This is a genomic window from Acrocarpospora sp. B8E8 (genome assembly GCF_039871605.1).
Lineage (GTDB): Bacteria > Actinomycetota > Actinomycetes > Streptosporangiales > Streptosporangiaceae > Acrocarpospora > Acrocarpospora macrocephala.
The window spans coordinates 1-22,234 of the sequence record NZ_JBDPLV010000028.1 but is presented as its reverse complement, the minus strand read 5'-3'; the positions used below and the strand labels follow the sequence as shown (position 1 = coordinate 22,234).

Genomic DNA, 22,234 nt, shown 5'->3' with positions numbered 1-22,234 from the left:
TTTGGGCCGCTTATCCTGTCGTCGGCCGAAGCGCGTCCGGCGTCAGGTCGGCGATCGTGGGGTAGCCGTCCACCGCCATCGTCAGGTCGGCCTCGGCGAGCAGCGAGCGCAGCACGTGGACGACCCCGTCGACGCCGCCGAGCGCGAGCCCGTACGCGTACGGACGCCCGACGCCGACCGCGGTCGCCCCGAGCGCCAGCGCCTTGACGATGTCGACGCCGCTGCGTACGCCGGAGTCGAACAGCACCGGCAACCCGTCCGCCGCCTCGACGACGCCCGGCAGGCAGTCCAGCGCCGGCAGGCCGCCGTTGGCCTGGCGTCCGCCGTGGTTGGAGCAGTAGACGCCGTCCACTCCGCCGTCCTTCGCCCATCGCCCGTCGTCCGGATGGCAGATGCCCTTCACCAGCAGCGGGAGTGTGGTGATGGACCGCAACCAAGGCAGATCGTCCCAAGTGAGAGGGTTGCCAAACAACTGCGCCCAGCGCAGGATCGCGCCCTGGGGGTCTTCCTCCGGGGTCCGGTCCAGCCGCGACCGGAACACCGGATCCCCGAGATAGTTTGTCAGGCAGTGGCCGCGCAGCTGCGGGAAGTTCGAGGTCCGCAGGTCGCGCGGGCGCCAGCCGGTGATCCAGGTGTCGAGCGTGACGACAATCCCGGCGAACCCGGCTTTCTCCGCCCGATGGACGAGGCTCTCGGCGAGCTCTCGGTCGGTCGGCGTGTACAACTGGAAGTAGCCGGGCGTGTCGCCGAACTCGGCGGCGACGTCCTCCAGTGGGTCCACCGAGAGCGTCGAGGACACCATCGGGACGCCGGTGCGGGCCGCGGCGCGGGCGGTGGCCAGATCGCCGTGACCGTCCTGCGCGCACAGGCCGATGACGCCGATCGGCGCCAGGAACAGCGGCGAAGGCAGCGTCCGCCCGAACAGCTCGATGGTCAGGTCGCGCTGCGTGGCGCCGACGAACATCCGTGGGACCAGCCCCCACCGAGCGAACGCGGCGACGTTCGCGCGTTGGGTGTGCTCGTCACCGGCGCCGCCCGCGACATACGACCACACCGAGGGCGGTAGCACGGCCTCAGCACGTTCTTCCAGCTCAGCGAAGGACATCGGATACGACGGGACAACGCCCCGCAATCCGTTGAAGTAGATCTCGTTTTGATAGAGCCCGAACGGTTCCATTGCTATAGCATAAGGCGTGTGTAGCGCATCTTGTCGACCCAATTCGTGACACGGACCATGCGAACGCAGATCGTGCACTCCGTGGTTTCCTGACCTGCCCCAGACAGGTCAATGCTCATTGCCGTGCCGCCATACGAGGTTGCCGTTGTCGCTTGCAACCGAGCCCAGCGGCGGGCCGGCACTCGCTCGGCAGGCGGGCCCCGGCGTTCTGGGACTAGCCGGGGATCCGGACCGCTAACCGGGTCGCATTCGTAGCCGCAAGGGCGGCGCCTTCTCCTCACTCGTCCGCCGAAGCGTGGCGAACGTGCCGACCTTGCCGAACACGCCTCTGCTTGGAAGAAGACGAACGAAGCGTTACGTGCTGGAGGCACGGGCCCTGCACGCGATACGTGATCACGTTGATAGACCCACTCACCGCCCATGGGGTTCCGGTCGCGAGTGGCTACATGCCCGGACGGAATGGGTCAACTACCGCAAAGCCGCTGGACTCCGTTCCGGTCGCGCGTGGCTACATGCCCAGGGGAGCTTTCATGAGCCGGTCCACCGCGTCAGGGTCGCCATCGAGCGTGACCCGTGCGTGGTCCTGACGGCCGAAGGCGAACAGCAGCAGCTCCTGGGCCTCGCCGGTCACCACCACGGCTGGTTCCGCCATCTTCGCCCCAGCTTTGTCACCGGTGTCCGCCCGGCGCAGCACCACCCCGACGGGTGACTTGCGGAAGAACAACCTGCCGCCTGTCCTGAGCCGTCGCCACAGCATGTCGTCCAGATCCGCGGGCAGCGCACGCGGCTCCCAGCCGGGCTGCGCCCGGCGCACATCCTCGTGGTGGATCAAGAACTCGACGGTGTTGACCAGCGCGTCCAAACCTGGAACCAGCCCATACGGCGTCCACCGCGGCGGACCCTCCCGGAACATGCCCACGACTTCCGGGTAAGGCCGGGCGGCCAGCTGGTTCTGCACCGATCTCGTATACGGCGCCAGGAACTTCACCGCGATGCCCGCCGAGGCGTCCACGCGCCGCTCCCGGACCACCAGGTGGGCGGCCAGATCGGCAGTGGTCCAGCCCGCGCAGAGGGTCGGCGCGCCGGGTCCGAGCCGATCGAACAGATCGCTGAGCGCGCGGCGTTCGGCGCGCGCGTGGGTTTCCTGGGTCGCCTGGGTCACCCCTCCAGCCTAGACCGAGCGGCGTTCTAGCGCGTGTTCGAACAAATGACCGGGCGAGTCGGGGAATATTCCGACAGATCGCGGCAATTTTCAATGCTTAGGACCAACGACCTGCCTTCGTGTCGGCCAATGGGCTGATCCAGGATGTCTGTCCCCTTATGTACTGTCATTCCTTGGCAGCCACCCGATCGAGAGGACCCCGCGTGCCGACAAAGGTCTCACCCACAGTCATGCGCCAGGGGTTCAAGGTCATCGGCCACGCGATCCGCGCCGAACCGTCCATCTTCCTCGCGGCCGTGCTCTCCAGCGCCGTCTACGGCGTGATGACCGTGCTGTCCGCCTGGGCCCTCGGCTGGGCCACCGAGCACGCGGTCATCCCGGCCTTCCAGGGCGGCGCCCCGGAAGGCGCGCTGGCCACCGCCACCCTGCTCATCATCGGCACCGCCCTGTTCAAGGCACTCGGCGTGATGGGCCGCCGCATCCTGGCCGGCATCATGCAGTTCCGCATGCAGGCCCGCTCCCGCCGCGCGGCCACTAGGCAGTACCTGCGCCTCCCACTCGCCTGGCACCACCGCCACCCCACCGGCCAGCTGCTCTCCATCGCCAGCTCCGACGCCGAGGCGGCCTGGGGCCCGCTGGCCCCGCTTCCGATGGCCGTCGGCGTGGTCGTCATGCTGATCGCCGCCGCCGTCGCGATCGTGATCACCGACCCGGTGCTGGCCATCGTCGGTTTCCTGATATTTCCAGCGATCGCCCTGCTGAACCTGGTCTACCAGCGGCGGCTCTCCCCGCTCGCCACCCGCGCCCAGGAACTGCGCGCCGCGGTCAGCGAGGTCGCCCACGAGAGCTTCGACGGCGCGCTCGTGGTCAAGACCCTCGGCCGCGAGGACGCCGAGACCGTGCGCTTCCAGGCCAGAGCCGACGAGCTGCGCGACGCCAACATCGCGGTGGGCCGGATCCGCGGCCTGTTCGACCCGCTCCTGGAGGCGCTGCCCACGCTGGGCGTGCTGGCGGTGCTGCTGGCCGGCGCGTACCGGCTGGGCAGCCAGGATGTCACCTCCGGCGAGCTGATCCAGGTCGCCTACCTGTTCACGCTGCTGGCCTTCCCGATCAGGGCGCTCGGCTGGGTGCTGGCCGAGCTCCCGCGCAGCGTGGTCGGCTGGACCCGCGTCCAGGAGGTCCTGGACGCGACCGGCTCCCTGGAGTACGGCACCGCCGTGCTCCCCGGCGACGCCCCCGCCCGGATCGAGGCCACCGGCGTGACGTACGGCTACGACCCCGGCGCTCCGGTATTACGCGGCGTCAGTTTCCAGGCGGCTCCGGGCCGCACGGTCGCCCTGGTCGGCCAGACCGGGGCGGGCAAGTCCACCCTGACCCTGCTGCTGTCCCGGCTGATCGACCCCGACGAGGGGGTGGTCGCGGTCGACGGGACCAACCTCAGGGACGTGGTGCGCGGCGGGGTGGCGGCCAGCGTGTCGCTGGTGCCGCAGCAGACGTTCCTGTTCGACGACTCCGTGCGCGGCAACGTGACCCTCGGTGCCGACCTGCCGGACGAGCGGGTCTGGGCGGCGCTCCGGCTGGCCCAGGCCGACGGCTTCGTGAGCGCGCTCCCCGACAGCCTCGACACCCGCGTCGGCGAGCGCGGCGCGACCCTGTCCGGCGGGCAGCGGCAGCGGCTGTCCCTGGCCAGGGCGCTGGCCAGGGAACCCCGGCTGCTGATCCTGGACGACGCCACCTCCAGCGTGGACCCGCAGGTGGAGAAGCGCATCCTGGTCGGCCTGCGGGAGCAGGCCTCCACCGTGATCGTGGTCGCCTACCGGATGGCCACGATCGCGCTGGCCGACGACGTGATCTACCTGGAGCAGGGCGTGATCGCCGACCACGGCACCCACGAGCAGTTGCTGGACCGGTGCGAGGGTTACCGCAACCTGGTCACCGCGTACGAGCGGGAAGAGGCCGAGCGGGCCGCCCTGGAAGAGGAGGCTGTCGCGTGACGATGCAAGCGCTGGAGCGATCCGCCGTCGAGACGGTCCGGCAGGGATTCCGGCTGTCGCCGGAGTTCAAGCGCGGGCTGGCCGGCACGCTCGTGCTGGCCGTCCTGGCGACCGTCGGGAAGATCATCGTCCCGATCGCGGTGCAGCAGGTGATCGACGAAGGGCTGGCCAAGGCAACCCCCGACCTCCCGTTCATCCGGAACGCGCTGCTCGTCTGCGCCGCGGCCGTCCTGCTCACCGCGCTGTGCTCCTACCTCATGAACGTGCGCCTCTACCGGGCCACCGAGTCCGGCCTGGCCACCCTGCGCGGCAAGGGCTTCAGGCACGTGCACGACCTGTCGGTGCTCACCCAGAACACCGAGCGGCGCGGCGCCCTGGTCTCCCGGGTGACCGGCGACGTGGACCAGATCAGCACGTTCATGCAGTGGGGCGGCCTGATGATCATCCTGGCGGTGGGCCAGCTGGGCATCGCCACCGTGCTGATGGCCGTCTACTCCTGGCAGCTCACCCTGGTGGTATGGGGCTGCTTCCTGCCCGTGGTCGTCGCGCTGCCGCGCTTCCAGCGGCTGGTCGCGCGCGGCTACACGACGGTACGCGAGCGCACCGGCGACGTGCTGGCCGGGGTCAGCGAGTCGGTCGTGGGCAGCGCCGTCATTCGCGCGTACGGCTCGGAGGACCGCACCTCGGATCGCATCGACACCGCGATCAACGCTCAGCGCAAGGCGCAGATCCGGGCTCAGCGGATCATCGGCCTGACCTTCCCGGTCACCGAGCTGGTGGCCTCCTTCGCCATCGCCGGAGTGGTGCTGCTCGGCGTCGTCCTGGGCGCGGACAAGACGATCACGGCCGGCGAACTGCTCGCCTTCCTGTTCCTGATCACCCTGTTCATCATGCCGCTGCAGATGGGCACCGAGGTCCTGAACGAGGCGCAGAACGCGATCGCCGGCTGGCGGCGCATCCTCGGCGTGCTCGACACCCCCGCCGACGTGGCCGACCCGCGCGACGGCGCGATCCTGCCGCGCGGCCCGATCTCGGTCACCTTCGACAACGTCGGCTTCGCCTACCCCGACGGGCCGCCCGTGCTGCGCGAGGTCTCCGCCGAGATCCCGCCCAGGAGCAGGATCGCCGTGGTCGGCGAGACCGGCTCAGGCAAGACCACCTTCGCCAAACTGCTCACCCGCCTGATGGACCCCGGCTCCGGCCGGATCCTGCTGGACGGCGTGGACCTGCGCGACATCAGGTTCTCCTCGCTGCGCGAGCGGATCGTGATGGTCCCGCAGGACGGCTTCCTCTTCGACTCCACCCTCGCCGAGAACATCCGGTACGGCCGTCCCGACGCCACCGACGAGGAACTGACCACCGCCCTCACCGAACTCGGCCTGGCCGACTGGCTGGAGGGCCTCGCACAGGGCCTCCAGACCCCGGTCGGCCAGCGCGGCGAGTCGCTGTCGGCGGGGGAGCGGCAACTGGTCGCCCTGGCCCGCGCCTACCTGGCCGACCCCGACCTGCTCCTGCTGGACGAGGCCACCTCCGCCGTGGACCCGGCCACCGAGGTCCGCCTGGCCAGGGCCCTGGACGGCGTCACCCGCGGCCGCACCGCGATCTCGATCGCGCACCGCCTGTCCACCGCCGAGGCCGCCGACGAGATCATCGTCTTCGAGCACGGCCGAATCGTCCAACGCGGCCCACACACCCACCTCGTCAACGAGCCCGGCGTCTACGCCGACCTGTACGCCTCCTGGACCACCGCCACCCGCTCTTAGACCTGTCACCGCCGAAGGACCCGACGAAGTCGGCACCCGACCAAACGAGAGTCGGCACGCAGAGTCGGCACGCAGAGTCGGCACGCAGAGTCGGCACGGGCGGTTCCCGGCCCGGGTGGGTGGCGTGCTCGTGCCGGTCCGGTTCAGCGTCGGAATCGTCCGGCGTAGCGGCTTCTCTTACCGAGGTGGAGGAGGGTCCAGGTGCCGTCGTGGTTGCGGCGGGTGCGGTAGCGGTCGGGGTGGGTTGCTTTGTCGCGGTTGTGCCAGGTGCAGGCGGGGGCGAGTTGGTCGAGGTCGGTGGTGCCGCCGTCGGCCCAGCCTTGGACGTGGTCGATTTCGGCCATGTCGGCCGGGATGGGGCAGCCCTGGCAGTAGCAGGTGGTGTAGCGGGTCAGGATGGCCTGCCGCTGGGCGGGGGTGGCCAGGCGTACGGCGCGGCCCATGTCCAGGACCTGGCCTTGGGCGTTGACGACCATGCGGACCAGTCGTGAGGTGCGGGCGAGCCGGTGGACGTCGGAGATGGGTAGCAGTTGCCCGGTGGCGATCAGCAGTCCGGGCGCGAGCCGGTCCGGCGCGTGCCCACAGGTCCTGCACGCCTCCTCCACCGGCCCCTCACCCGTGCCCGCGCCATCGGCACCTGTCCCGGCCGAACCCGTGTCTGTGCTGCTGGCACCTGCTCTGGCTGAACCTGTGCCCGCGCTGCTGGCACCCGCTCCGGCTGAACCCGTGTCTGTGCTGTCGGCGCCCGCCCGGGCTGAAGCCGTGCCTCCAGTGTGGCGAGGGCCGCTCGCGCGGCAGGTCGAGTCGTCACCGGCCTGAGGTGTCCCGGGCCGAGTATCGCTGGAGCCGGCGGTGCCGGTGTTGGCGGTGTCGGGGCCAGCGGTGTCGGCCGCGGCGGTGTCGGGGTCAGCGGTGTCGGCCGCACCTGCGTTGGCCGCGGTGGTGTCGGCGCGTCCGGCTGTGCTCTGCGATGGCGGTGCCCCCGTGGCGGGGGCGGCTGGTGTGGCCGGTGCGGCGGGAGTGCCGGGCACTGCAGTGGAGGCCGCGTGGGTGGAGTCGGAGTCATGTGCGGGGTGGCTGGTGGTGGGGTGGTCGGTGGGGAGGGATTCGGCGCGGACCAGGACCAGCAGTTCGGTGGTGACCTTCTTACTCAGCAGCGCCGACAGGGCGTCGGCCTGGCGGAGCCGGAGTGGGCGGTCGTCGTCTTTGCCTTTCGGCCGGGCGTAGGCGGCCAGGAACTCGCGCAGGCGGGCACCGGCCTCCCGCGGCAGCCGGAACTCCCCCTCCACGCCGCCAGTACTGGACGGGCGGACCAGCAGGAAACGGGCGGCGTAGTCGGCGTCGGCGTCATCGGCCAGGGTGCCCGGGTCCAGCAGCTCCCGCAGGTACCGTCCGGCCTTGAGAATCTCGGCCGGGGAGGCGCGGTCGGCCAGGTCCAGCAGGATCGGCTCGGCCAGCCCGGCCTGCGCATCGTCCAGATGGGCGGTGACCTGGCAGATCGCCTCGACCGACCCCTCGGCCAGCGTGCCGGAGGCGAACCGGTCCCGGACCAGGGGCAGGCGGGCCAGCTGGGTGGCCAGCCGGATCAGGCGGGAGGCGCCCGCGCCGGTCATGCCCGCTGAGGCGCGCAGCCAGGTGCCGGTCGAGGCGTGCCCGCTGTTCTTGGCCTCACCGGTGGCGTGGACTCGTCCCACCCGCGCGGCGATCGCCGAGCTCAGCCGGTCCTGGCCGAACAGCAGGTCTTCCGTCTCGCCCAGGCACAACCCGGAGCTGTCGGGCAGGTCGGCCATCGCAATCCGGGAGGCGAGCTGCCGGAACTCGGCCACCAAAACCCCTGAACCCACCGGCTCGCCCCAGGCCTCCGGCCCCGCCGAGCGGCCAGGATCGGCCGAGCGGCCAGGATCGGCGGAGCGACCGGCGTCGGCCGAGCGGCCAGGGTCGGTGGAGCAACCAGGGTCGGTGGAGCGGCCGTGGCGGAACTGCTGCCGTGTGTTCTGCTGCGGAGTGTTCTGCTGCCCTGCCTCGCCGTATGGGTCGCTGTGCGCGTCGTCGTCGGTGTCGTCGGCGGAACGCTGGGGCGGGACGTGGTCAGGGTCAAGCACGGTGCCCTTCAGGAACGCGGGCAGCTCGCGTCCGCGGGCACCCTCCGCACGGGAGGGATCCAGCACGTCGATCGGAGAACCGAGCATGAAGGCGCCCCCCTTTCGCTTCGGCGGATCCGAACAACCACCCTCACGCTATCCAGCAGCTACGACAAAACCTGGCCTTGATCCACGGTAAAACCGCAGGTCACGCGGCCCCGTGAAAAGATCTACCTACCCGTCACCATTCGAAGATCCATCCGCCACGCCCGATCAGGAGCAGGACACCAACCCGCAGACCCTCAACCCGCGAGGAACAGGCCCAGCGGGTGACCTCGCCCGTGATCCGCTGGGCCAGCCTACGGCGGTCGTAAATCGGCCGAAGTCAGTGATCACCGTCTACTCGGTCCGATCTGCCGACGTTGTCGGAAGGCAATACTCGGACGTCATGGACGAATGGGACGAATAACTGTGCAGGTCGGGGCCGGGTAACGCCAAGGGCGGCCTCCTTGATATCCCCCTGAAGCTAACTTCGAGGAGCGTCGTGTCCGAGACCTTGCGTGACCTGGTGACGGCCCGGCTCGCCGGCTCCTCGCTCGACCCCGCCGCGCAACGGATCATGTTGGAGGCGCTGGGGGAGGACGAGCCGGGCCGAAGCCGTCCCATCCGGCGGGCGTATCTGCAGTCGGTGACGGTCAGTGGGTTTCGCGGCATCGGCCGTACGGCACGCCTCCCGCTCACACCCCGTCCGGGGTTGACCCTGGTGGTGGGCCGGAACGGCAGCGGCAAATCCAGCTTCGCCGAAGCCGTGGAGATCGCGCTCACTGGTGACAATGCCCGCTGGAGCTCGAGGTCGGATATCTGGCGGCGGAGCTGGCGCAACCTGCACGAGTCTGCGCCTCCGCAGGTTGCGGTGGAGCTGCTGCTGGAGGGCGACACTGAGCCGAGCACGGTATTGCGCGAGTGGACAGGCGAGGACGTGGGCGATTCCCGCGCCGAGGTGGAGCGGCCGGGCAGCGACCCGGTGCCGCTGGCTGAGCTGGGATGGGCGCCGGATCTGGCGCTGTACCGGCCGTTCCTGTCCTACTCTGAGCTCGGCCAGATGATCAGCGGCAAGCCGAGCGAGATGTACGACGCGGTCGCGACGATCCTGGGGCTGGAGCTGCTGGCCACCGCCGACAAGAACCTGCGCGACCGGGCCTCAGACCTGGAGAAGGTGATCAAGCAGGCCGACGCCGAACTGCCCGAGGTGGCGGACCTGTCCGGACCGGACGTGGCTGTGGTCGAGCAGCCCATGGCAGCCATGGCAATGGCGGCCGCCTGCCGGGACGCGCAGGAGCAGGCGGTCAAGCGCTTGGCGGATCTGGACGGGCGGTGGAAGGAAACCGCGACGGCGCTGGCGGCGTGGCTGGCGGTGGCCCGGCGAGCGGAGGCTGGCAGGCCGGAGCTGAAGCAGGTCAAGGCGGCGCGGAAGTGGCTTCGTGATGTCCACGATGAGCTGCGGGCCGAGCGGATGGCGCCGCTGGGAGAGACGTCCCAGCTGATCTGGAACTTGCTGCGGCAGCAGAGCAACGTGACGCTCGGGCCGGTCCAGCTCGCCGGTGCGGCCACCCAGCGGCGGGTGGTGATGGACGTGTCGGTGGACGATATCGAGGCGCCCGCGCTGGGGGTGATGAGCCAGGGTGAGTTGCACGCGCTCGCGCTGACGTTGTTCCTGCCGCGTGCGACGTCACGGCAGAGTCCGTTCAAGTTTTTGGTGATCGACGATCCGGTGCAGTCCATGGATCCGGCCAAGGTGGATGGGCTGGCCCGAGTGCTGACGATGATCGCTGAGACCCGGCAGGTGGTCGTGTTCACCCATGACACACGGCTACCTCAGGCGTTGAAGTATCTGCGGCTGCCGACGACCGTCATCGAGGTGGTCCGCAAGGAACGGTCGGTGGTGGAGTTGAAGGAGTCCGACGATCCGGTGGCGCGGGCGCTGCGGGATGCGCGGGCGCTGGCCAAGTCGGGCAAGGTGCCCGCTGACGTGGTGCGGCACGTGTTGCCGGGACTCTGCCGTACCGCGCTGGAAGCGGCGTTCCTGGAGGTGGTGTGGCATCGGTTGCTGACCGCTGGGCGGGACCACGGGCTGGTGGAGCGGCAGATCGGCGACGCGTACAAGCTGACCGAGCTGGCCGCGCTGGCGTTGTTCGGGGACGCCTCGAAGTGGAGTCAGGTGCTGGGGGAGCTGAACCAGCGCTACGGCGGATGGGCGGCGGATCTGGTGGTGTTGTGCAACAAGGCCACTCACCAGGCGGTCCGGTTCGACGATGTCGAGGAGTTGGTGCGTCAGACGGGTCGGCTGGCCAAGCTGGTGAGGGCGTGATGACCGCGCTGGCGCTGCTGAGCTCGGCCGATCAGCTGCTGGGTCAGACGGTGGGCGTGTGGCCGCGGCCTGCGGCTTTGCTGTTGCGGTTGTCGCTCGAGCATGGCTTGCGGGAGTACTTTCAGCGCGTCCGGCCCGAGCTGAACAAGTGCACGATGCTGGAGCAGATGCTCTGCCTGGAGGCGTATGCCGGGTCCGGGGTGGCCCGGCAGTGTGCCATCTTGTGGTCGGGACTGAGCCAGGCGTGTCACTATCACGCCTACGAGTTGTCGCCGACGCCGGGTGAGTTGGGGCGCTGGCGGGGGGAGGTCGCCGCGGTGCTCAGGCTTCTGGGTACATCGTGAACCACAGCTCATCTCCTCTTGCGCTGCTCTCAAGAACCGTCCCGCAGGCGGCTAATAGCGGGTGGCCTCTCCGCTGATCCGCTGGGCCAGCCAGATCGGCAGCACCGACAGCAGGATGAGCGCCGCCGCGACCACGTTCACCACCGGCGCCTGGTTGGGCCGGAACAGGTTCTCGAAGATCCAGATCGGGAGGGTTCGCACTCCCGCCCCGGCCGTGAACGTGGTCACGATGATCTCGTCGAAGGACAGCGCGAACGCCAGCAGCCCGCCCGCCAGCAGCGCCGACCGCATCATCGGGAACGTCACCAGGCGGAACGTGGTGAACGTGTCCGCGCCCAGGTCGGCCGACGCCTCCTCGATGGACACCCCGAGCCGCCGCAGCCGGGCCAGCACGTTGTTGTAGACCGTCACCACGCAGAACGTGGCATGCCCGACGATCACCGTGAACAGCCCGAGCGGCACCCCCAGCACCGAGTGGAAGGTGTTGCTGAGCGCGATCCCGGTCACGATGCCCGGCAGCGCGATCGGCAGCACGATCAGCAGCGACACCGTCTCCCGGCCGAAGAACGAGTGGCGCTGCACCGCGAACGCCGCCAGCGTGCCCAGCAGCAGCGCGATCAGCGTCGCCCCCGAGGCGGCCTGCACCGAGGTCCACAGCGCCTCGCGCATGCCGCTGGATCGCCAGGCCGCCGCCCACCAGTCGAAGGTGAAGCCGGGGGGCGGCCAGCCGAACGTGCGGTCGGCGTTGAACGAGTTGAGCACCACCACGGCCAGCGGCACGTAGATCACGGCCAGCCCGGCCGCGAGGGCCGCCCACAGCGCGGCGCGAGCCGTACGAGACAGGTTCACAGGTTCTCCAGCGCTCCGGTCCGGCGCACCGCCGCCAGGTAGACCAGCATGATGACCACCGGCACGGTCGCCACGGCCGCCGCGAACGGCAGGTTGTTGGCCGCGCCGATGTTGTCGTAGACCACGTTGCCGATCAGCTGCGACCGGCCGCCGACGATCTTCACGGTGATGTAGTCGCCCAGCGACAACGAGAACGTGAAGATCGACCCCGCCGCCACGGCCGGGAAGGTGAGCGGCCACACCACCGTGCGGAACGTCCGCCAGCCGCGCGCGCCCAGATCCCCGGCCGCGTCCAGCAGCGAGTTCGGCAGCCGCTCCAGGCCCGCGTAGATCGGCAGGATCATGTACGGCAACCACAGGTACGACAACGTGAGCACGGTCGCCCCCAGCCCGTACCCCCAGCCGAGGATGCCGCCGGTGGACAGCAGCACCCGCCACGCGTACGCCTTGACCAGATACGACGCCCACAGCGGCGTGAGCACCGCGATGACCAACCAGCGCTGGGCCCTGGGCGAAGCCAGCTTGGCCATCGCGAACGCCATCGGGAACGCCACCACCAGATCGATCAGCGTCACCGCCGCCGCGACCCCGAGCGAGCGCAACGCGATCGTCCGATACACCTCACCGGTGACCAGATCCTCGAAGTTCGCCCAGGTGAACGTCCTGATCAGGTTCCCGGTGAAGGTGTCGGTGGACCAGAACGCCGTCACCAGCAGCGCGGCCAGGGCGCCCAGATAGGCCAGCCCCAGCCACGCCATCGGCGCCGACAGCAGCAGCGACAGCCGGACCCCGGCGTGCCGGTGCAGGAAGGTCGCCAGTCGCCGCCTCACATCAGCCCTTGATCTCGGTCCAGGCCCGCGTCCACTCCGCGTAGTCCTTGCAGGTCACGTCGGTGCGCCCGTCCAGGCACTGCGGGATCGGGGTGGTCCAGTAGTAGACCTTCGAGAAGTAGTCCTCGTCGGTGGCGTGGAAGGTGTCGCAGTGCTTGGGGTCGGCCGTCTCCGCGCACGACTTGGCGTTCGACGGCGCCTCCCCGAACCACTCGGCCACCTGCGCGTTCGCCTTCGGGGAGATGATCCAGTCCAGCCACTTGTAGGCGCAGTTGGGGTTCTTGGCGGCGGCCGCCACCATCCACGTGTCCGACCAGCCGGTCGCGCCCTCCTTGGGCAGCGTCACCTCCACCGGGGCCTTGTCGGCCAGCGCCAGGTTGGCGATGACCTGCCAGGTGGTGCCCACCACGGTGTCGCCGGCCTTGAAGGCCTGGATCTCCTTGGTGTAGTCCGACCAGTACTCGCCGATGATGCCGCGCTGCTGCTTCAGCAGGTCCACCGCCGCGGTGAACTGCTTGTCGTCCAGCGCGTACGGATTCTTGATGCCGAGTTCGGGCTTGGTGGCCATCAGGTAGACGGCCGCGTCCGCGATGTAGATCGGCGAGTCGTAGGCGGTCACCGACCCCTTGTACGGCGAGGCGGGGTCGAACACCACCCCCCAGGAGTCAGGGGCCGGGCTGACCTTGTCGGTGCGCCACATCAGCAGGTTCGCCCCCCGGCCGTGCGGCACGCCGTAGGAGACGCCGCCGACCGAGTTCCACGGCTTGTCCTTCAGGCCGGAGAACACGTCCGCGTAGTTGGGGATCAGCGAGGTGTTGACCGGCGCCACCGTGCCGGCCGCGATCAGGCGGAGCGAGGCGTCGCCGGAGGCGGAGACGGCGTCGTACTCGCCGGTCTTCATCAGGTTGACCATCTCGTCGGAGGTGCCCGCGGTCTTGGTGTTGACCTGGCAGCCGGTGCTGCTCTCGAACTCGCTCACCCAGTCGACCTTGGGGTCGGTGGAGCCGTCCTCCACGTAACCGGCCCAGGCGACCAGGTTGACCTGGCCCTCGCCGGCGCCGAGGGAGGCCAGCGCCTCGATCTTCGGCGGGGTGAAGCCGCTGACGCCGGGGGCGGGGGCGGCGGTGCCGGTGGGTTCGGTGGAACCGCAGGCGGCGGCCAAGGCCAGTGCTGCGACGGCTGCGGCGATGCGGGGGGTTGATCGCATATGAGCTCCTGATATCTAGACGATCGCGAACTCGTGGCGGCGGTGCCACACGAGCCGGACCCTGGTGCCGCGCAGGCCCATCACGTCCATGGACGAGACCTGCAGGTTCTGCTGGAGGGCGATGAGCCGCCCGCCCGCGTCCAGATCCACCACGAACCGGGTGGCGGGCCCGGCGTAGACGACCTCGGTGACCAGGCCGGTGGCGCTGTGCTCGCCGTCCCCGACGGCTTCCTCCGGCGGCGCGACGCGCAGCTTCTCGGGGCGGACGCTGAACGTGCCGTCCTTGCCGAGCACGGCCTGCGCCGCCTCGCCCGAGATCAGGTTGGAGGTGCCCACGAAACCGGCCACGAACGCGCTGGCCGGTCGCTCGTACACCTCGGCCGGGGTGCCGACCTGCTCGACCCGGCCGTGGTTGAACACCGCGACCCGATCGCTCATGGTCAGCGCCTCCTCCTGGTCGTGGGTGACGAACAGGAACGTGATCCCGACCTCGCGCTGGATCGCCTTCAGCTCGACCTGCATCTCCTCGCGTAACTTCAGGTCGAGCGCGCCGAGCGGCTCGTCCAGCAGCAGCACCCGGGGGCGGTTGACCAGGGCGCGGGCCAGCGCCACGCGCTGCCGCTGGCCGCCGGAGAGCTCGCCGGGCCGCCGTTTGCCGAAGCCCTCCAGGCGGACCGTGGCGAGAGCTTCGAGGGCTTTCTCGCGGCGGTTGGGGACCTTCTTGACGCGCAGGCCGTACTCGACGTTCTGCAGCACGCTCATGTGCGGGAACAGGGCGTAGTCCTGGAAGACGGTGTTCACGTCGCGCTCGAAGGGCGCCAGCCGGGTGACGTCCCGGCCGCCGAGCTCGACGGTTCCGGCGGTGGGGGTCTCGAAACCGGCGATCATCCGCAGCACGGTGGTCTTGCCGCTGCCCGACGGGCCGAGCATCGCGAAGAACTCGCCGTCCGCGACGCCCAGGTCCACACCCGCGACCGCCTCGACGCTCCCGAAGCTCTTGCGCAGCCCGCGCAGGGCCACCGCTTGGTCTGCCATGAAATTAAACATATGGTGTTAAATGTTTCGCAACAAGACACGATCCGGTATCACAGGTGTTAACCGCGATGGAGGGAGCCAGATGGAATCGGCGCGTCTGGCCGTCTTCGCGCCGGTGGACAGCACCGCCCGGGTCGAGGCGGTGATCCGCCGCCTCACCGACGCGATCGCCCTCGGCCTGCTCGCCGACGGCGAGCAACTCCCCAGCGAGGCCGAGCTCGCCGGACAGCTCGGGGTCTCCACCGTCACCCTGCGGGAAGCCCTGATGGCCCTGCGCCAGCAGGGCATGGTCGAGACCCGCCGGGGCCGCGGCGGCGGCAGCTTCGTCCGCCTCCCCTCCGACCTCGACCTCGGCTCCCTCCTGCGGGGGTACGCGGTGGAGGAGTTGCGCGATCTCGGCGACCACTACGCGGCCATCGCCGGAGCCGCCGCCCGCCTCGCCGCCCAGCGCGCCCTCCCCTCCGATCTCGCCCCGATCCTCCGCTCCCTAGACGAGATGGCCGAAGCCGACTGGGACGGCCGCCTGCGCCGCCTGGACGGCCGCTTCCACGTGGAGATCGCCGCCGCCTCCCAGTCCGCGCGACTCACTCAGGAGGAGATCCGGTTACAGGCTGACATCGGACCCTTGCTGTGGCTTTCCCGGGACGAGCACCATGAGATGGCCAAACGCAATCTGTTCGACCAGCATCGGGCCATCGTCGAGGCCATCAGGGCGGGAGAGGGAGACCAGGCCAGGGAGCTCGCCGAACGCCACGTGCTGGACGCGGTTGACCACCTCATCGAGCTTCGGCTGCGGCTCCAGGAGTAGCGAAATGACCCAACTTCAGGCTGGTCGCCCCGCCGACGTCGTCAACGCGGCCGTCACCCGCGTCACCGAGGTCGCCGACGAGGTCTTCACCACCCTCCGCGAAGTCCGTACCGCCACCGCCGCCACCGCGGGCTCGGTCCGGGGCCGTACGCCTGTCGCCGCCGACCTGGCCACGCTCCGCCCCCTGCTGTGGAGCCGCCTCGACCCGGGCCGCCTGGGCGCGCTGATCGCCGGAATCGGCTTCATCGCCGCCCCCGGCCTGCTCGCGGACGCCCCCTGGTATCTGGAGTGGTGGCAGGAGAACCCCTCAGGCCGGCCCGTCCAGCTGTTACGCGACCTCGACCCGTCGAGCAGCGCCTTCTACGACTACACGCACTGGGACTGGTACACCGGCCCCCTCGCCGGCGCCGAACACACCATCTGCGGACCCTACGTCGACTACCTGTGCACCGACGAATACAGCCTCACCCTGTCGGTCCCCGTGACCGTGGCCGGCGCCTTCATCGGCGTCGCCGCCGCCGACGTGTTCGTCCGCCGCTTCGAGGCCGCCGTCGACCCCGCCCTCCGCGAGATCCCGGCCCCCGCCCTGCTCACCAACGCCGAAGGCCGCGTGGTGGCCTCCAACACCACCCGCTGGATCACCGGCTCGGCCTACCGCGGCGCCCCCGGCTTCACCGCCCACCCGATCGCCGATCTGCCGTTCGCCCTGGTCGCCGCCGACGGCTGACCACGCCCGAGGGGACGAACACGCTGGTCGGGGCCCCAGATGAGGCAGAATTACGACATGCCCTTGGACCCGAAGATCGCCGGTAGGTTGAAACGCACCCGGGACGGCCTGGTGGCCGTGGTCGTGCAGCAGCATGACAGCGGGGAGGTGCTCATGCTGGCCTGGATGGACGACGAGGCACTGCACCGCACGCTGAGCACGGGCCGGGCGACGTACTGGTCCCGGAGCCGGGGCGAATACTGGGTGAAGGGCGACACGTCGGGACACGTGCAGTGGGTCAAGCACGCCGCGCTGGACTGCGACGGCGACACGATCCTGCTCCAGGTGGACCAGGTGGGGGCCGCCTGCCACACCGGTGATCGCACCTGCTTCGACGCCACACCCCTGGAAGTGACCATCACATGAATCCCGCCCGGCGCGTGATCTCGCTCTGGCTGGCCGTCTGCGCCGCCGGATCCGGGCTCACGCTGCTCGCCGCCAGCCGGGACTGGGCGGTGCTGACCTTCGACGTCACCGCCCCCAACCTGCCCACCCTGACCCTCACCGGCGGCGAAGTCGCGGCCTCCCTCACGCCGGTGGCCCTCGCCGCCCTGGCCGGATCCGTCGCCGTGCTCGCCGCCCGCGGCGTCTGGCGCGCCGTCCTGGCGGGCCTGATCGCCCTGTGCGGCGCGGCGATCGTGCTGGCGTCCCTGCGCGCCTGGGGCGACATAGCCCCCGAGGGCAGCGCCGCGGCCACCGCCGAGCTCACCCCCTGGCCGCTGATCGCCGTCGCCGGAGGAGGGCTCCTGATCCTTTCCGGCCTGTACGCGACCCTCCGCGCCACCCGATGGGCGAGCCCGGCACGCGGAAGCCGTACCCCGATGAGGCCATCGGGAGAGCGAGAGTTGTGGGACGCTCTGGACGCGGGACTAGACCCGACCGAATCCGACGAGCATCGTTGACAAGCGGGCCACGCCTGGTCACAAATTGTCCACACCTTGAGCGTATTTCCCAAGTAATCAGAGCAAATCGCTAGGCTGCGCCCCGCACCTCTCACGATGACCGCTAGGAGTCATTCACATGAGTTACGGGAACCAGCCGGGCGACACCGGGGAGCACGGGGGCCAGCCCGGCTACGGGCAGCAGCCCGGTTACGGCCAGCAGCCCGGCTACGGGGATCAGGGATACGGTCAGCAGCCGGGCTACGGGCAGCAGCCCGGCTATGGGGCGCAGCAGCCCGGCTACGACCAGTACGGCCAGCCGCAGCCCGGCTACACCCAGCCCAGCGGCTACGACCAGTCCTACCAGCAGCAGGCGTACCAGCAGCCCGGCTACCAGTACCAGCAGCCGGGCTACGGCTACCCGCCGTCCAGGCCGACCAACGGGCTCGCGGTCGCGTCCCTGGTGATGGGCATCGTCGGCCTGCTGCTGTGCGGCGTCACCAGCATCCTCGGCGCGATCTTCGGGCACATCGCGATGGCGCGGATCAAGGAGAGCGGCGAGGAGGGGCGCGGCATGGCCGTGGCCGGCCTGGTCACCTCCTACATCACGATCGCCCTGTGGGTCATCCTGTGGCTGGCCTTCGGCGCCGCCATCCTGGCCCTGATCGGCATCGCCGAGACCGCGGACACCAGCTTCAACTACTAGATGTCGAGGGCCCGTACGGGGGCGGGCCTGGTTAGGCTGTCCGGATGAAGACGGCGACGCGGCGTTTCGCCGTGCCCGCGGGGGTGGCGGCGATCACGATCGCGGCCACCGGATACGTCGCCGCCGTCGACCCGAACGCGGCCGGGCACTATCCGGCCTGCCCGTTCCTCGCGGTCAGCGGGTTCTTCTGCCCTGGTTGCGGCAGCCTGCGCGCCGTGCACGCGCTCGCCCACGGCGACCCGCTCGCCGCCCTCAGCCTCAACCCGCTGTTCACGCTGACCGCGCCGGTGCTGCTCTACCTGTGGGCCCGCTGGGCGTACGCGGCCTGGACCGGTCGCCGGATGACCACCGTCCTGGCCAGGCCCGTCTTCGCGCGCGGCTTCGTCGCGGTGGCCCTGGTCTTCTGGGTCGTACGCAATCTCCCGTTCGGCCGCTTTCTCGCGCCGTGACACGCCCCGGTGGCCGGGCAGGGGCGGCAGGGCCGATACCATCGGCAGGGCAAGGCGGGTGCGATGCGACGCCCCGCGAGCGCAGTCAATCGGAGGGACCCGGAGTTCGTGAGCGTTCTCGACGAGATCATCGAAGGGGTCCGGGAGGACCTCGCCGAGCGGCAGAAGACCGTGTCGATCGACGAGCTCAAGCAGCGCGCCGGACGTGCGCCCGCCCCCCGTGACGTGCGCGCGGCGCTGGGCGGAGACCGGGTCTCGGTGATCGCCGAGGTGAAGCGGTCCAGCCCGTCCAAGGGCGCGCTCGCCGCCATCGCCGACCCGGCCGGTCTGGCCGCCGACTACGAGGCCGGGGGCGCGCACGTGATCAGCGTGCTCACCGAGCGCCGCCGGTTCGGCGGCAGCCTCGACGACCTGGCCGCCGTGCGGGCCAGGGTGGACGTGCCGATCCTGCGCAAGGACTTCATCGTCAGCTCCTACCAGCTCTGGGAGGCCCGGGCCTACGGCGCGGACCTGGCGCTGCTGATGGTCGTCTCGCTGGAGCAGGAGGCGCTGGTCTCGCTGATCGAGCGGGCCGAGTCGATCGGGCTGACGCCGCTGGTCGAGGTGCACACCGAGGACGAGCTGGAGCGCGCCGTCGCCGCGGGCGCTAAGATCATCGGGGTGAACGCGCGCGACCTCAGGACGCTCCAGGTGGACCGGGACGTCTTCGCCAAGCTGGCCCCGAAGATCCCGGACGGCATCATCAAGATCGCCGAGTCCGGCGTGCGCGGGCCGCACGACCTGCTCGCCTACGCCCGCGCGGGCGCCGACGCGGTGCTCGTGGGGGAGAGCCTGGTCACCGGCAAGGACCCGAGGGCCGCGGTCAACGACCTGGTGACCGCGGGCGCGCACCCGTCATCCCGACAGGAACGGCAGCAGGAGAAGCCATGACATCCTCCGAGGACACCGTCCTCCAGCCGGGCGACCTGGTCGGCGGTGATGCCGGGACCGGCGGCAAGTTCGGCGTGTTCGGCGGCCGTTACGTGCCGGAGGCGCTCATCCCGGCGCTGGACGAGGTCGCCGCCGTCTACGAGAAGGCCAGGACCGACGTCGCGTTCATCCGCGAGTTCGACCACCTGCTGCGGACCTACGCGGGGCGGCCCACCACCCTCACCGACGTGCCCAAGTTCGGCGCGCAGGCGGGCGGGGCCCGGGTCGTGCTCAAGCGCGAGGATCTCACCCACACCGGCGCCCACAAGATCAACAACGTGCTCGGCCAGGCGCTGCTCACCAAGCGGCTCGGCAAGACCCGGGTCATCGCCGAGACCGGCGCGGGCCAGCACGGCGTCGCGACCGCCACCGCCGCCGCGCTGATGGGCCTGGAGTGCGTCGTCTACATGGGCGCGGTCGACTGCGAGCGGCAGGCCCTCAACGTGGCCAGGATGAAGCTGCTCGGCGCGACCGTGGTGCCGGTCACCAACGGCAGCCAGACCCTCAAGGACGCCATCAACGAGGCGTTCCGCGACTGGGTCACCAACGTGGACAGCACCCACTACCTGTTCGGCACCGTCGCCGGGCCCTACCCGTTCCCCGGCATCGTCCGGGACTTCGCCCGGATCATCGGCGTCGAGGCGCGCCGCCAGATCCTGGCGCTCACCGGCAAGCTGCCCGACGCCGTCTGCGCGGCCGTCGGCGGCGGCTCCAACGCGATCGGCATCTTCCACGCCTTCCTCGACGACGAGGGCGTCGCCCTGCACGGCTACGAGGCCGGCGGCCGGGGCCTGGAGACGGGCGAGCACGCGCTCACCCTCACCGCCGGATCCATCGGCGTGCTGCACGGCTCCCGCACCTACGTGCTGCAGGACGAGGAGGGCCAGACGATCGAGTCGCACTCGATCTCGGCCGGCCTGGACTACCCGGGCGTCGGGCCCGAGCACGCCTGGCTCAAGGACAGCGGCCGGGCCACCTACCACGGCATCACCGACGCGGAGGCGATGGACGCGTTCGCGCTGCTGGCCCGCACCGAGGGCATCATCCCGGCGATCGAGTCCGCGCACGCGCTGGCCGGGGCGCTCAAGCTGGGCCGCGAGCTGGGCCCGGAGGCCACGATCCTGGTGAACCTCTCCGGCCGGGGCGACAAGGACATGGGCACCGCGATGACGTACTTCAACCTCTAGGGCTCCGATATGACATCTCTTGCCGCGGTCTTCGAGAAGGCCCGATCCGAGGACCGCGCCGCGCTGGTGGGCTACCTGCCCGCCGGGTTCCCGACCAAGGAGGGGGCCGTCGCCGCCGCCTCCGCCATGGTGGACGCGGGCTGCGACGTGATCGAGATCGGCTTGCCGTACTCGGATCCGCTGATGGACGGGCCGACCATCCAGGACGCGGTGCACCGGTCGCTGAGCAACGGCACCCGGATCGCCGACGTCATGCGCACCGTCGAGGGTGTGGCCAGGACGGGGGCGGCGACCCTGGTCATGACGTACTGGAACCCCATCGACCAGTACGGTGCGGAGCGTTTCGCGCGGGACCTGGCCAATGCGGGCGGGGTGGGCACGATCACGCCCGACCTGACGCCGGAAGAGGCCGGGCCGTGGCGGGAGGCCAGCCGGGAGGCGGGCATCGAGACCGTGTTCCTGGTCGCGCCCAGTTCCACCGAGGAGCGCATCGGCATCGTCGCCGACTGCTGCACCGGATTCGTCTACGCGGCCTCGCTGATGGGCGTGACCGGCGCCCGCGAGTCGGTCGGGCTGGCGGCCGAGGGCCTGGTCAAGCGGACCCGCGCGCACACCACCCTGCCGGTCTGCGTCGGCCTCGGGGTCGGCACCGGCGCCCAGGCCGCCGAAGTGGCCGCGTACGCGGACGGCGTCATCGTCGGCTCTGCGTTCATCCGGCGGCTGCTCGACGCGCCCGACGAGTCCGCGGGGCTCTTCGCGGTGCGCGAACTCGCGGCCGAACTCGCGGCGGGATGCCGCCGCCGCTGAGCCTGCTTCCGGTACGGCCGATCTCCCTCAGGAGATCGGCCGTTTTGGTGTGTTATGCAGGCAATATTCGGCGATCGCTCGCGGTTTACCGGGCTCTTATCCAGGTCATGGTGAGCTGTCTCTATTAAGTTCGGGACCGGTGACCGCCCACGCGGTCAGGTTAAGGAGTTCTCACGTGGCAGCGGATATTCCCGCTTCGCGATGGCCACTCTCCGCACAGGGAGCGGTACCCTGGGTGACGACCATCGCCCGGCTCGTGCTCGGTGGCGTGCTCATCGCCGCGGGCTGGCTCAAGATCGGCACGCCCGCCCTGTCGGTGCAGGCGGTCAAGGCCTACGAGCTCCTGCCGGGCGGGGTCGCCACGGCCGTGGGTTACGGCCTGCCCATCCTGGAGATCGTGGTCGGAGCGTTGCTTGTCCTGGGCCTGCTCACGCGCGCCTCGGCCGTCGTGGCCGGGCTGCTCATGCTCGCCTTCGTGGCCGGCATCGCCTCGGCCTGGGCGCGCGGGCTGCGCATCGACTGCGGCTGCTTCGGCGGCGACGGCACGCTCGCGGCCGGGCAGGACCCCGCCTACCTCAGCGAGCTGCTCCGCGACGCCGGGCTCGTGCTCTGCGCGGCCTGGGCCGCCTGGTTCCCGCCGGGCCGGTGGGCGCTGGACTCCCTGCTGGGCCTGAGCGACCCGCCCGATCGCCACGACCACGACGAGGAGAACGTTTCGTCAACGACCCCCTCCTGAAGGAGGGGGCTTGAGGTGCGGCAATGCGCTTCGAAGCCCCGCGTTGACCAGCCCCAGTCGATCACCGTGAAGGAGGTGCATTCGATTGACTACGTTTCACGTAAGCGAGCAGACC

The 22,234-nt window shown here is 70.3% G+C and carries 21 protein-coding genes; 14 read left to right on the top strand and 7 right to left on the bottom strand.

Annotation, left to right across the window (positions count from 1 at the left end; all coding sequences use genetic code 11):
• Positions 1-10 precede the first annotated feature (10 nt).
• Together ABGB08_RS25725 and ABGB08_RS25720 are read right to left on the bottom strand one after the other, a co-directional pair.
• On the bottom strand, positions 11-1,177 hold the full coding sequence (locus tag ABGB08_RS25725; RefSeq protein ID WP_347594530.1) for an alpha-hydroxy-acid oxidizing protein: 1,167 nt from the start codon (positions 1,175-1,177) through the stop codon (positions 11-13).
• 508 nt (positions 1,178-1,685) lie between these two features.
• Entirely contained in the window at positions 1,686-2,339 is a 654-nt protein-coding gene (locus tag ABGB08_RS25720) for a TIGR03085 family metal-binding protein (protein ID WP_347594528.1), read from the bottom strand.
• A 230-nt stretch (positions 2,340-2,569) separates the two neighbouring features.
• On the opposite strand from ABGB08_RS25720, the gene ABGB08_RS25715 reads away from it, so the two are divergent.
• Together ABGB08_RS25715 and ABGB08_RS25710 are read left to right on the top strand one after the other, a co-directional pair.
• Positions 2,570-4,333 (top strand): ABC transporter ATP-binding protein, encoded by a 1,764-nt coding sequence (locus tag ABGB08_RS25715; protein WP_347594705.1) that lies wholly within the window; start codon positions 2,570-2,572, stop codon positions 4,331-4,333.
• Positions 4,334-4,335: 2 nt separating this feature from the next.
• A complete protein-coding gene (locus ABGB08_RS25710; protein WP_347594703.1) occupies positions 4,336-6,096 on the top strand; it encodes an ABC transporter ATP-binding protein in 1,761 nt (586 codons plus the stop codon).
• Positions 6,097-6,239: 143 nt separating this feature from the next.
• Here ABGB08_RS25710 and ABGB08_RS25705 read toward each other — a convergent pair whose 3' ends face one another.
• Complete coding sequence (locus ABGB08_RS25705; protein ID WP_347594526.1) at positions 6,240-8,285, bottom strand: HNH endonuclease; 2,046 nt, start codon at positions 8,283-8,285, stop codon at positions 6,240-6,242.
• Between the two features lie 436 nt (positions 8,286-8,721).
• Here ABGB08_RS25705 and ABGB08_RS25700 point away from each other — a divergent pair, with 436 nt between their 5' ends.
• Positions 8,722-10,545, top strand: coding sequence for an AAA family ATPase (locus ABGB08_RS25700; protein ID WP_347594524.1), 1,824 nt, complete (start codon positions 8,722-8,724; stop codon positions 10,543-10,545).
• Entirely contained in the window at positions 10,542-10,889 is a 348-nt protein-coding gene (locus ABGB08_RS25695) for a hypothetical protein (protein ID WP_347594522.1), read from the top strand. Before ABGB08_RS25700 ends, ABGB08_RS25695 begins: the two co-directional genes overlap by 4 nt.
• Before the next feature lie 51 nt (positions 10,890-10,940).
• Here the strand turns inward: ABGB08_RS25695 and ABGB08_RS25690 are convergent, their stop codons facing one another.
• The 4 genes from ABGB08_RS25690 to ABGB08_RS25675 are packed head-to-tail and all read right to left on the bottom strand — an operon-like array spanning position 10,941 to position 14,810.
• On the bottom strand, positions 10,941-11,738 hold the full coding sequence (locus ABGB08_RS25690; protein ID WP_347594520.1) for an ABC transporter permease: 798 nt from the start codon (positions 11,736-11,738) through the stop codon (positions 10,941-10,943).
• Positions 11,735-12,568: an ABC transporter permease gene (locus tag ABGB08_RS25685; RefSeq protein WP_347594518.1), complete on the bottom strand. Its 834-nt coding sequence runs from the start codon at positions 12,566-12,568 to the stop codon at positions 11,735-11,737. Before ABGB08_RS25685 ends, ABGB08_RS25690 begins: the two co-directional genes overlap by 4 nt.
• 1 nt (position 12,569) lies before the next feature.
• Complete coding sequence (locus tag ABGB08_RS25680) at positions 12,570-13,775, bottom strand: ABC transporter substrate-binding protein (RefSeq protein WP_347594516.1); 1,206 nt, start codon at positions 13,773-13,775, stop codon at positions 12,570-12,572.
• Positions 13,776-13,790: 15 nt separating this feature from the next.
• Positions 13,791-14,810, bottom strand: coding sequence for an ABC transporter ATP-binding protein (locus ABGB08_RS25675; RefSeq protein ID WP_347594514.1), 1,020 nt, complete (start codon positions 14,808-14,810; stop codon positions 13,791-13,793).
• Between the two features lie 82 nt (positions 14,811-14,892).
• Between ABGB08_RS25675 and ABGB08_RS25670 the strand changes: the two genes are divergently transcribed.
• The 10 genes from ABGB08_RS25670 to ABGB08_RS25625 all read left to right on the top strand — a co-directional run bounded on the left by ABGB08_RS25670 (position 14,893) and on the right by ABGB08_RS25625 (position 22,119).
• The gene (locus tag ABGB08_RS25670) at positions 14,893-15,618 is read left to right on the top strand and encodes an FCD domain-containing protein (protein WP_347594512.1); all 726 of its coding nucleotides are present in this window, start codon (positions 14,893-14,895) and stop codon (positions 15,616-15,618) included.
• 4 nt (positions 15,619-15,622) lie between these two features.
• The gene (locus tag ABGB08_RS25665) at positions 15,623-16,345 is read left to right on the top strand and encodes a cache domain-containing protein (RefSeq protein ID WP_347594510.1); all 723 of its coding nucleotides are present in this window, start codon (positions 15,623-15,625) and stop codon (positions 16,343-16,345) included.
• Between the two features lie 57 nt (positions 16,346-16,402).
• Positions 16,403-16,750 (top strand): phosphoribosyl-AMP cyclohydrolase, encoded by a 348-nt coding sequence (gene hisI / locus ABGB08_RS25660; protein WP_174889783.1) that lies wholly within the window; start codon positions 16,403-16,405, stop codon positions 16,748-16,750.
• Complete coding sequence (locus tag ABGB08_RS25655; RefSeq protein WP_347594507.1) at positions 16,747-17,286, top strand: Trp biosynthesis-associated membrane protein; 540 nt, start codon at positions 16,747-16,749, stop codon at positions 17,284-17,286. Before hisI ends, ABGB08_RS25655 begins: the two co-directional genes overlap by 4 nt.
• Positions 17,287-17,404: 118 nt before the next feature.
• Positions 17,405-17,971, top strand: coding sequence for a DUF4190 domain-containing protein (locus tag ABGB08_RS25650; RefSeq protein ID WP_155360642.1), 567 nt, complete (start codon positions 17,405-17,407; stop codon positions 17,969-17,971).
• A 44-nt stretch (positions 17,972-18,015) separates the two neighbouring features.
• Positions 18,016-18,420 carry a DUF2752 domain-containing protein gene (locus tag ABGB08_RS25645; RefSeq protein WP_347594505.1) on the top strand — a complete coding sequence of 135 codons (405 nt, stop codon included), beginning with the start codon at positions 18,016-18,018 and terminating at the stop codon, positions 18,418-18,420.
• A 108-nt stretch (positions 18,421-18,528) separates the two neighbouring features.
• Entirely contained in the window at positions 18,529-19,350 is an 822-nt protein-coding gene (gene trpC / locus ABGB08_RS25640) for an indole-3-glycerol phosphate synthase TrpC (protein ID WP_155342984.1), read from the top strand.
• Positions 19,347-20,576: a tryptophan synthase subunit beta gene (gene trpB / locus ABGB08_RS25635; protein WP_347594502.1), complete on the top strand. Its 1,230-nt coding sequence runs from the start codon at positions 19,347-19,349 to the stop codon at positions 20,574-20,576. Before trpC ends, trpB begins: the two co-directional genes overlap by 4 nt.
• 9 nt (positions 20,577-20,585) lie before the next feature.
• Entirely contained in the window at positions 20,586-21,383 is a 798-nt protein-coding gene (gene trpA, locus ABGB08_RS25630; protein WP_347594500.1) for a tryptophan synthase subunit alpha, read from the top strand.
• A gap of 235 nt (positions 21,384-21,618) precedes the next feature.
• On the top strand, positions 21,619-22,119 hold the full coding sequence (locus ABGB08_RS25625) for a MauE/DoxX family redox-associated membrane protein (RefSeq protein ID WP_347594498.1): 501 nt from the start codon (positions 21,619-21,621) through the stop codon (positions 22,117-22,119).
• Positions 22,120-22,234 lie beyond the last annotated feature (115 nt).

Excerpts from the sequence above, each read along its gene's own strand:
- ABGB08_RS25725 (WP_347594530.1), bottom strand. The coding sequence starts at position 1,177 with ATGGAACCGTTCGGGCTCTATCAAAACGAGATCTACTTCAACGGATTG.
- ABGB08_RS25715 (WP_347594705.1), top strand. The coding sequence starts at position 2,570 with ATGCGCCAGGGGTTCAAGGTCATCGGCCACGCGATCCGCGCCGAACCG.
- ABGB08_RS25710 (WP_347594703.1), top strand. The coding sequence starts at position 4,336 with ATGCAAGCGCTGGAGCGATCCGCCGTCGAGACGGTCCGGCAGGGATTC.
- ABGB08_RS25705 (WP_347594526.1), bottom strand. The coding sequence starts at position 8,285 with ATGCTCGGTTCTCCGATCGACGTGCTGGATCCCTCCCGTGCGGAGGGT.
- ABGB08_RS25680 (WP_347594516.1), bottom strand. The coding sequence starts at position 13,775 with ATGCGATCAACCCCCCGCATCGCCGCAGCCGTCGCAGCACTGGCCTTG.
- ABGB08_RS25675 (WP_347594514.1), bottom strand. The coding sequence starts at position 14,810 with ATGGCAGACCAAGCGGTGGCCCTGCGCGGGCTGCGCAAGAGCTTCGGG.
- ABGB08_RS25670 (WP_347594512.1), top strand. The coding sequence starts at position 14,893 with ATGGAATCGGCGCGTCTGGCCGTCTTCGCGCCGGTGGACAGCACCGCC.
- ABGB08_RS25665 (WP_347594510.1), top strand. The coding sequence starts at position 15,623 with ATGACCCAACTTCAGGCTGGTCGCCCCGCCGACGTCGTCAACGCGGCC.
- hisI (WP_174889783.1), top strand. The coding sequence starts at position 16,403 with ATGCCCTTGGACCCGAAGATCGCCGGTAGGTTGAAACGCACCCGGGAC.
- ABGB08_RS25655 (WP_347594507.1), top strand. The coding sequence starts at position 16,747 with ATGAATCCCGCCCGGCGCGTGATCTCGCTCTGGCTGGCCGTCTGCGCC.
- ABGB08_RS25650 (WP_155360642.1), top strand. The coding sequence starts at position 17,405 with ATGAGTTACGGGAACCAGCCGGGCGACACCGGGGAGCACGGGGGCCAG.
- ABGB08_RS25645 (WP_347594505.1), top strand. The coding sequence starts at position 18,016 with ATGAAGACGGCGACGCGGCGTTTCGCCGTGCCCGCGGGGGTGGCGGCG.
- trpB (WP_347594502.1), top strand. The coding sequence starts at position 19,347 with ATGACATCCTCCGAGGACACCGTCCTCCAGCCGGGCGACCTGGTCGGC.
- trpA (WP_347594500.1), top strand. The coding sequence starts at position 20,586 with ATGACATCTCTTGCCGCGGTCTTCGAGAAGGCCCGATCCGAGGACCGC.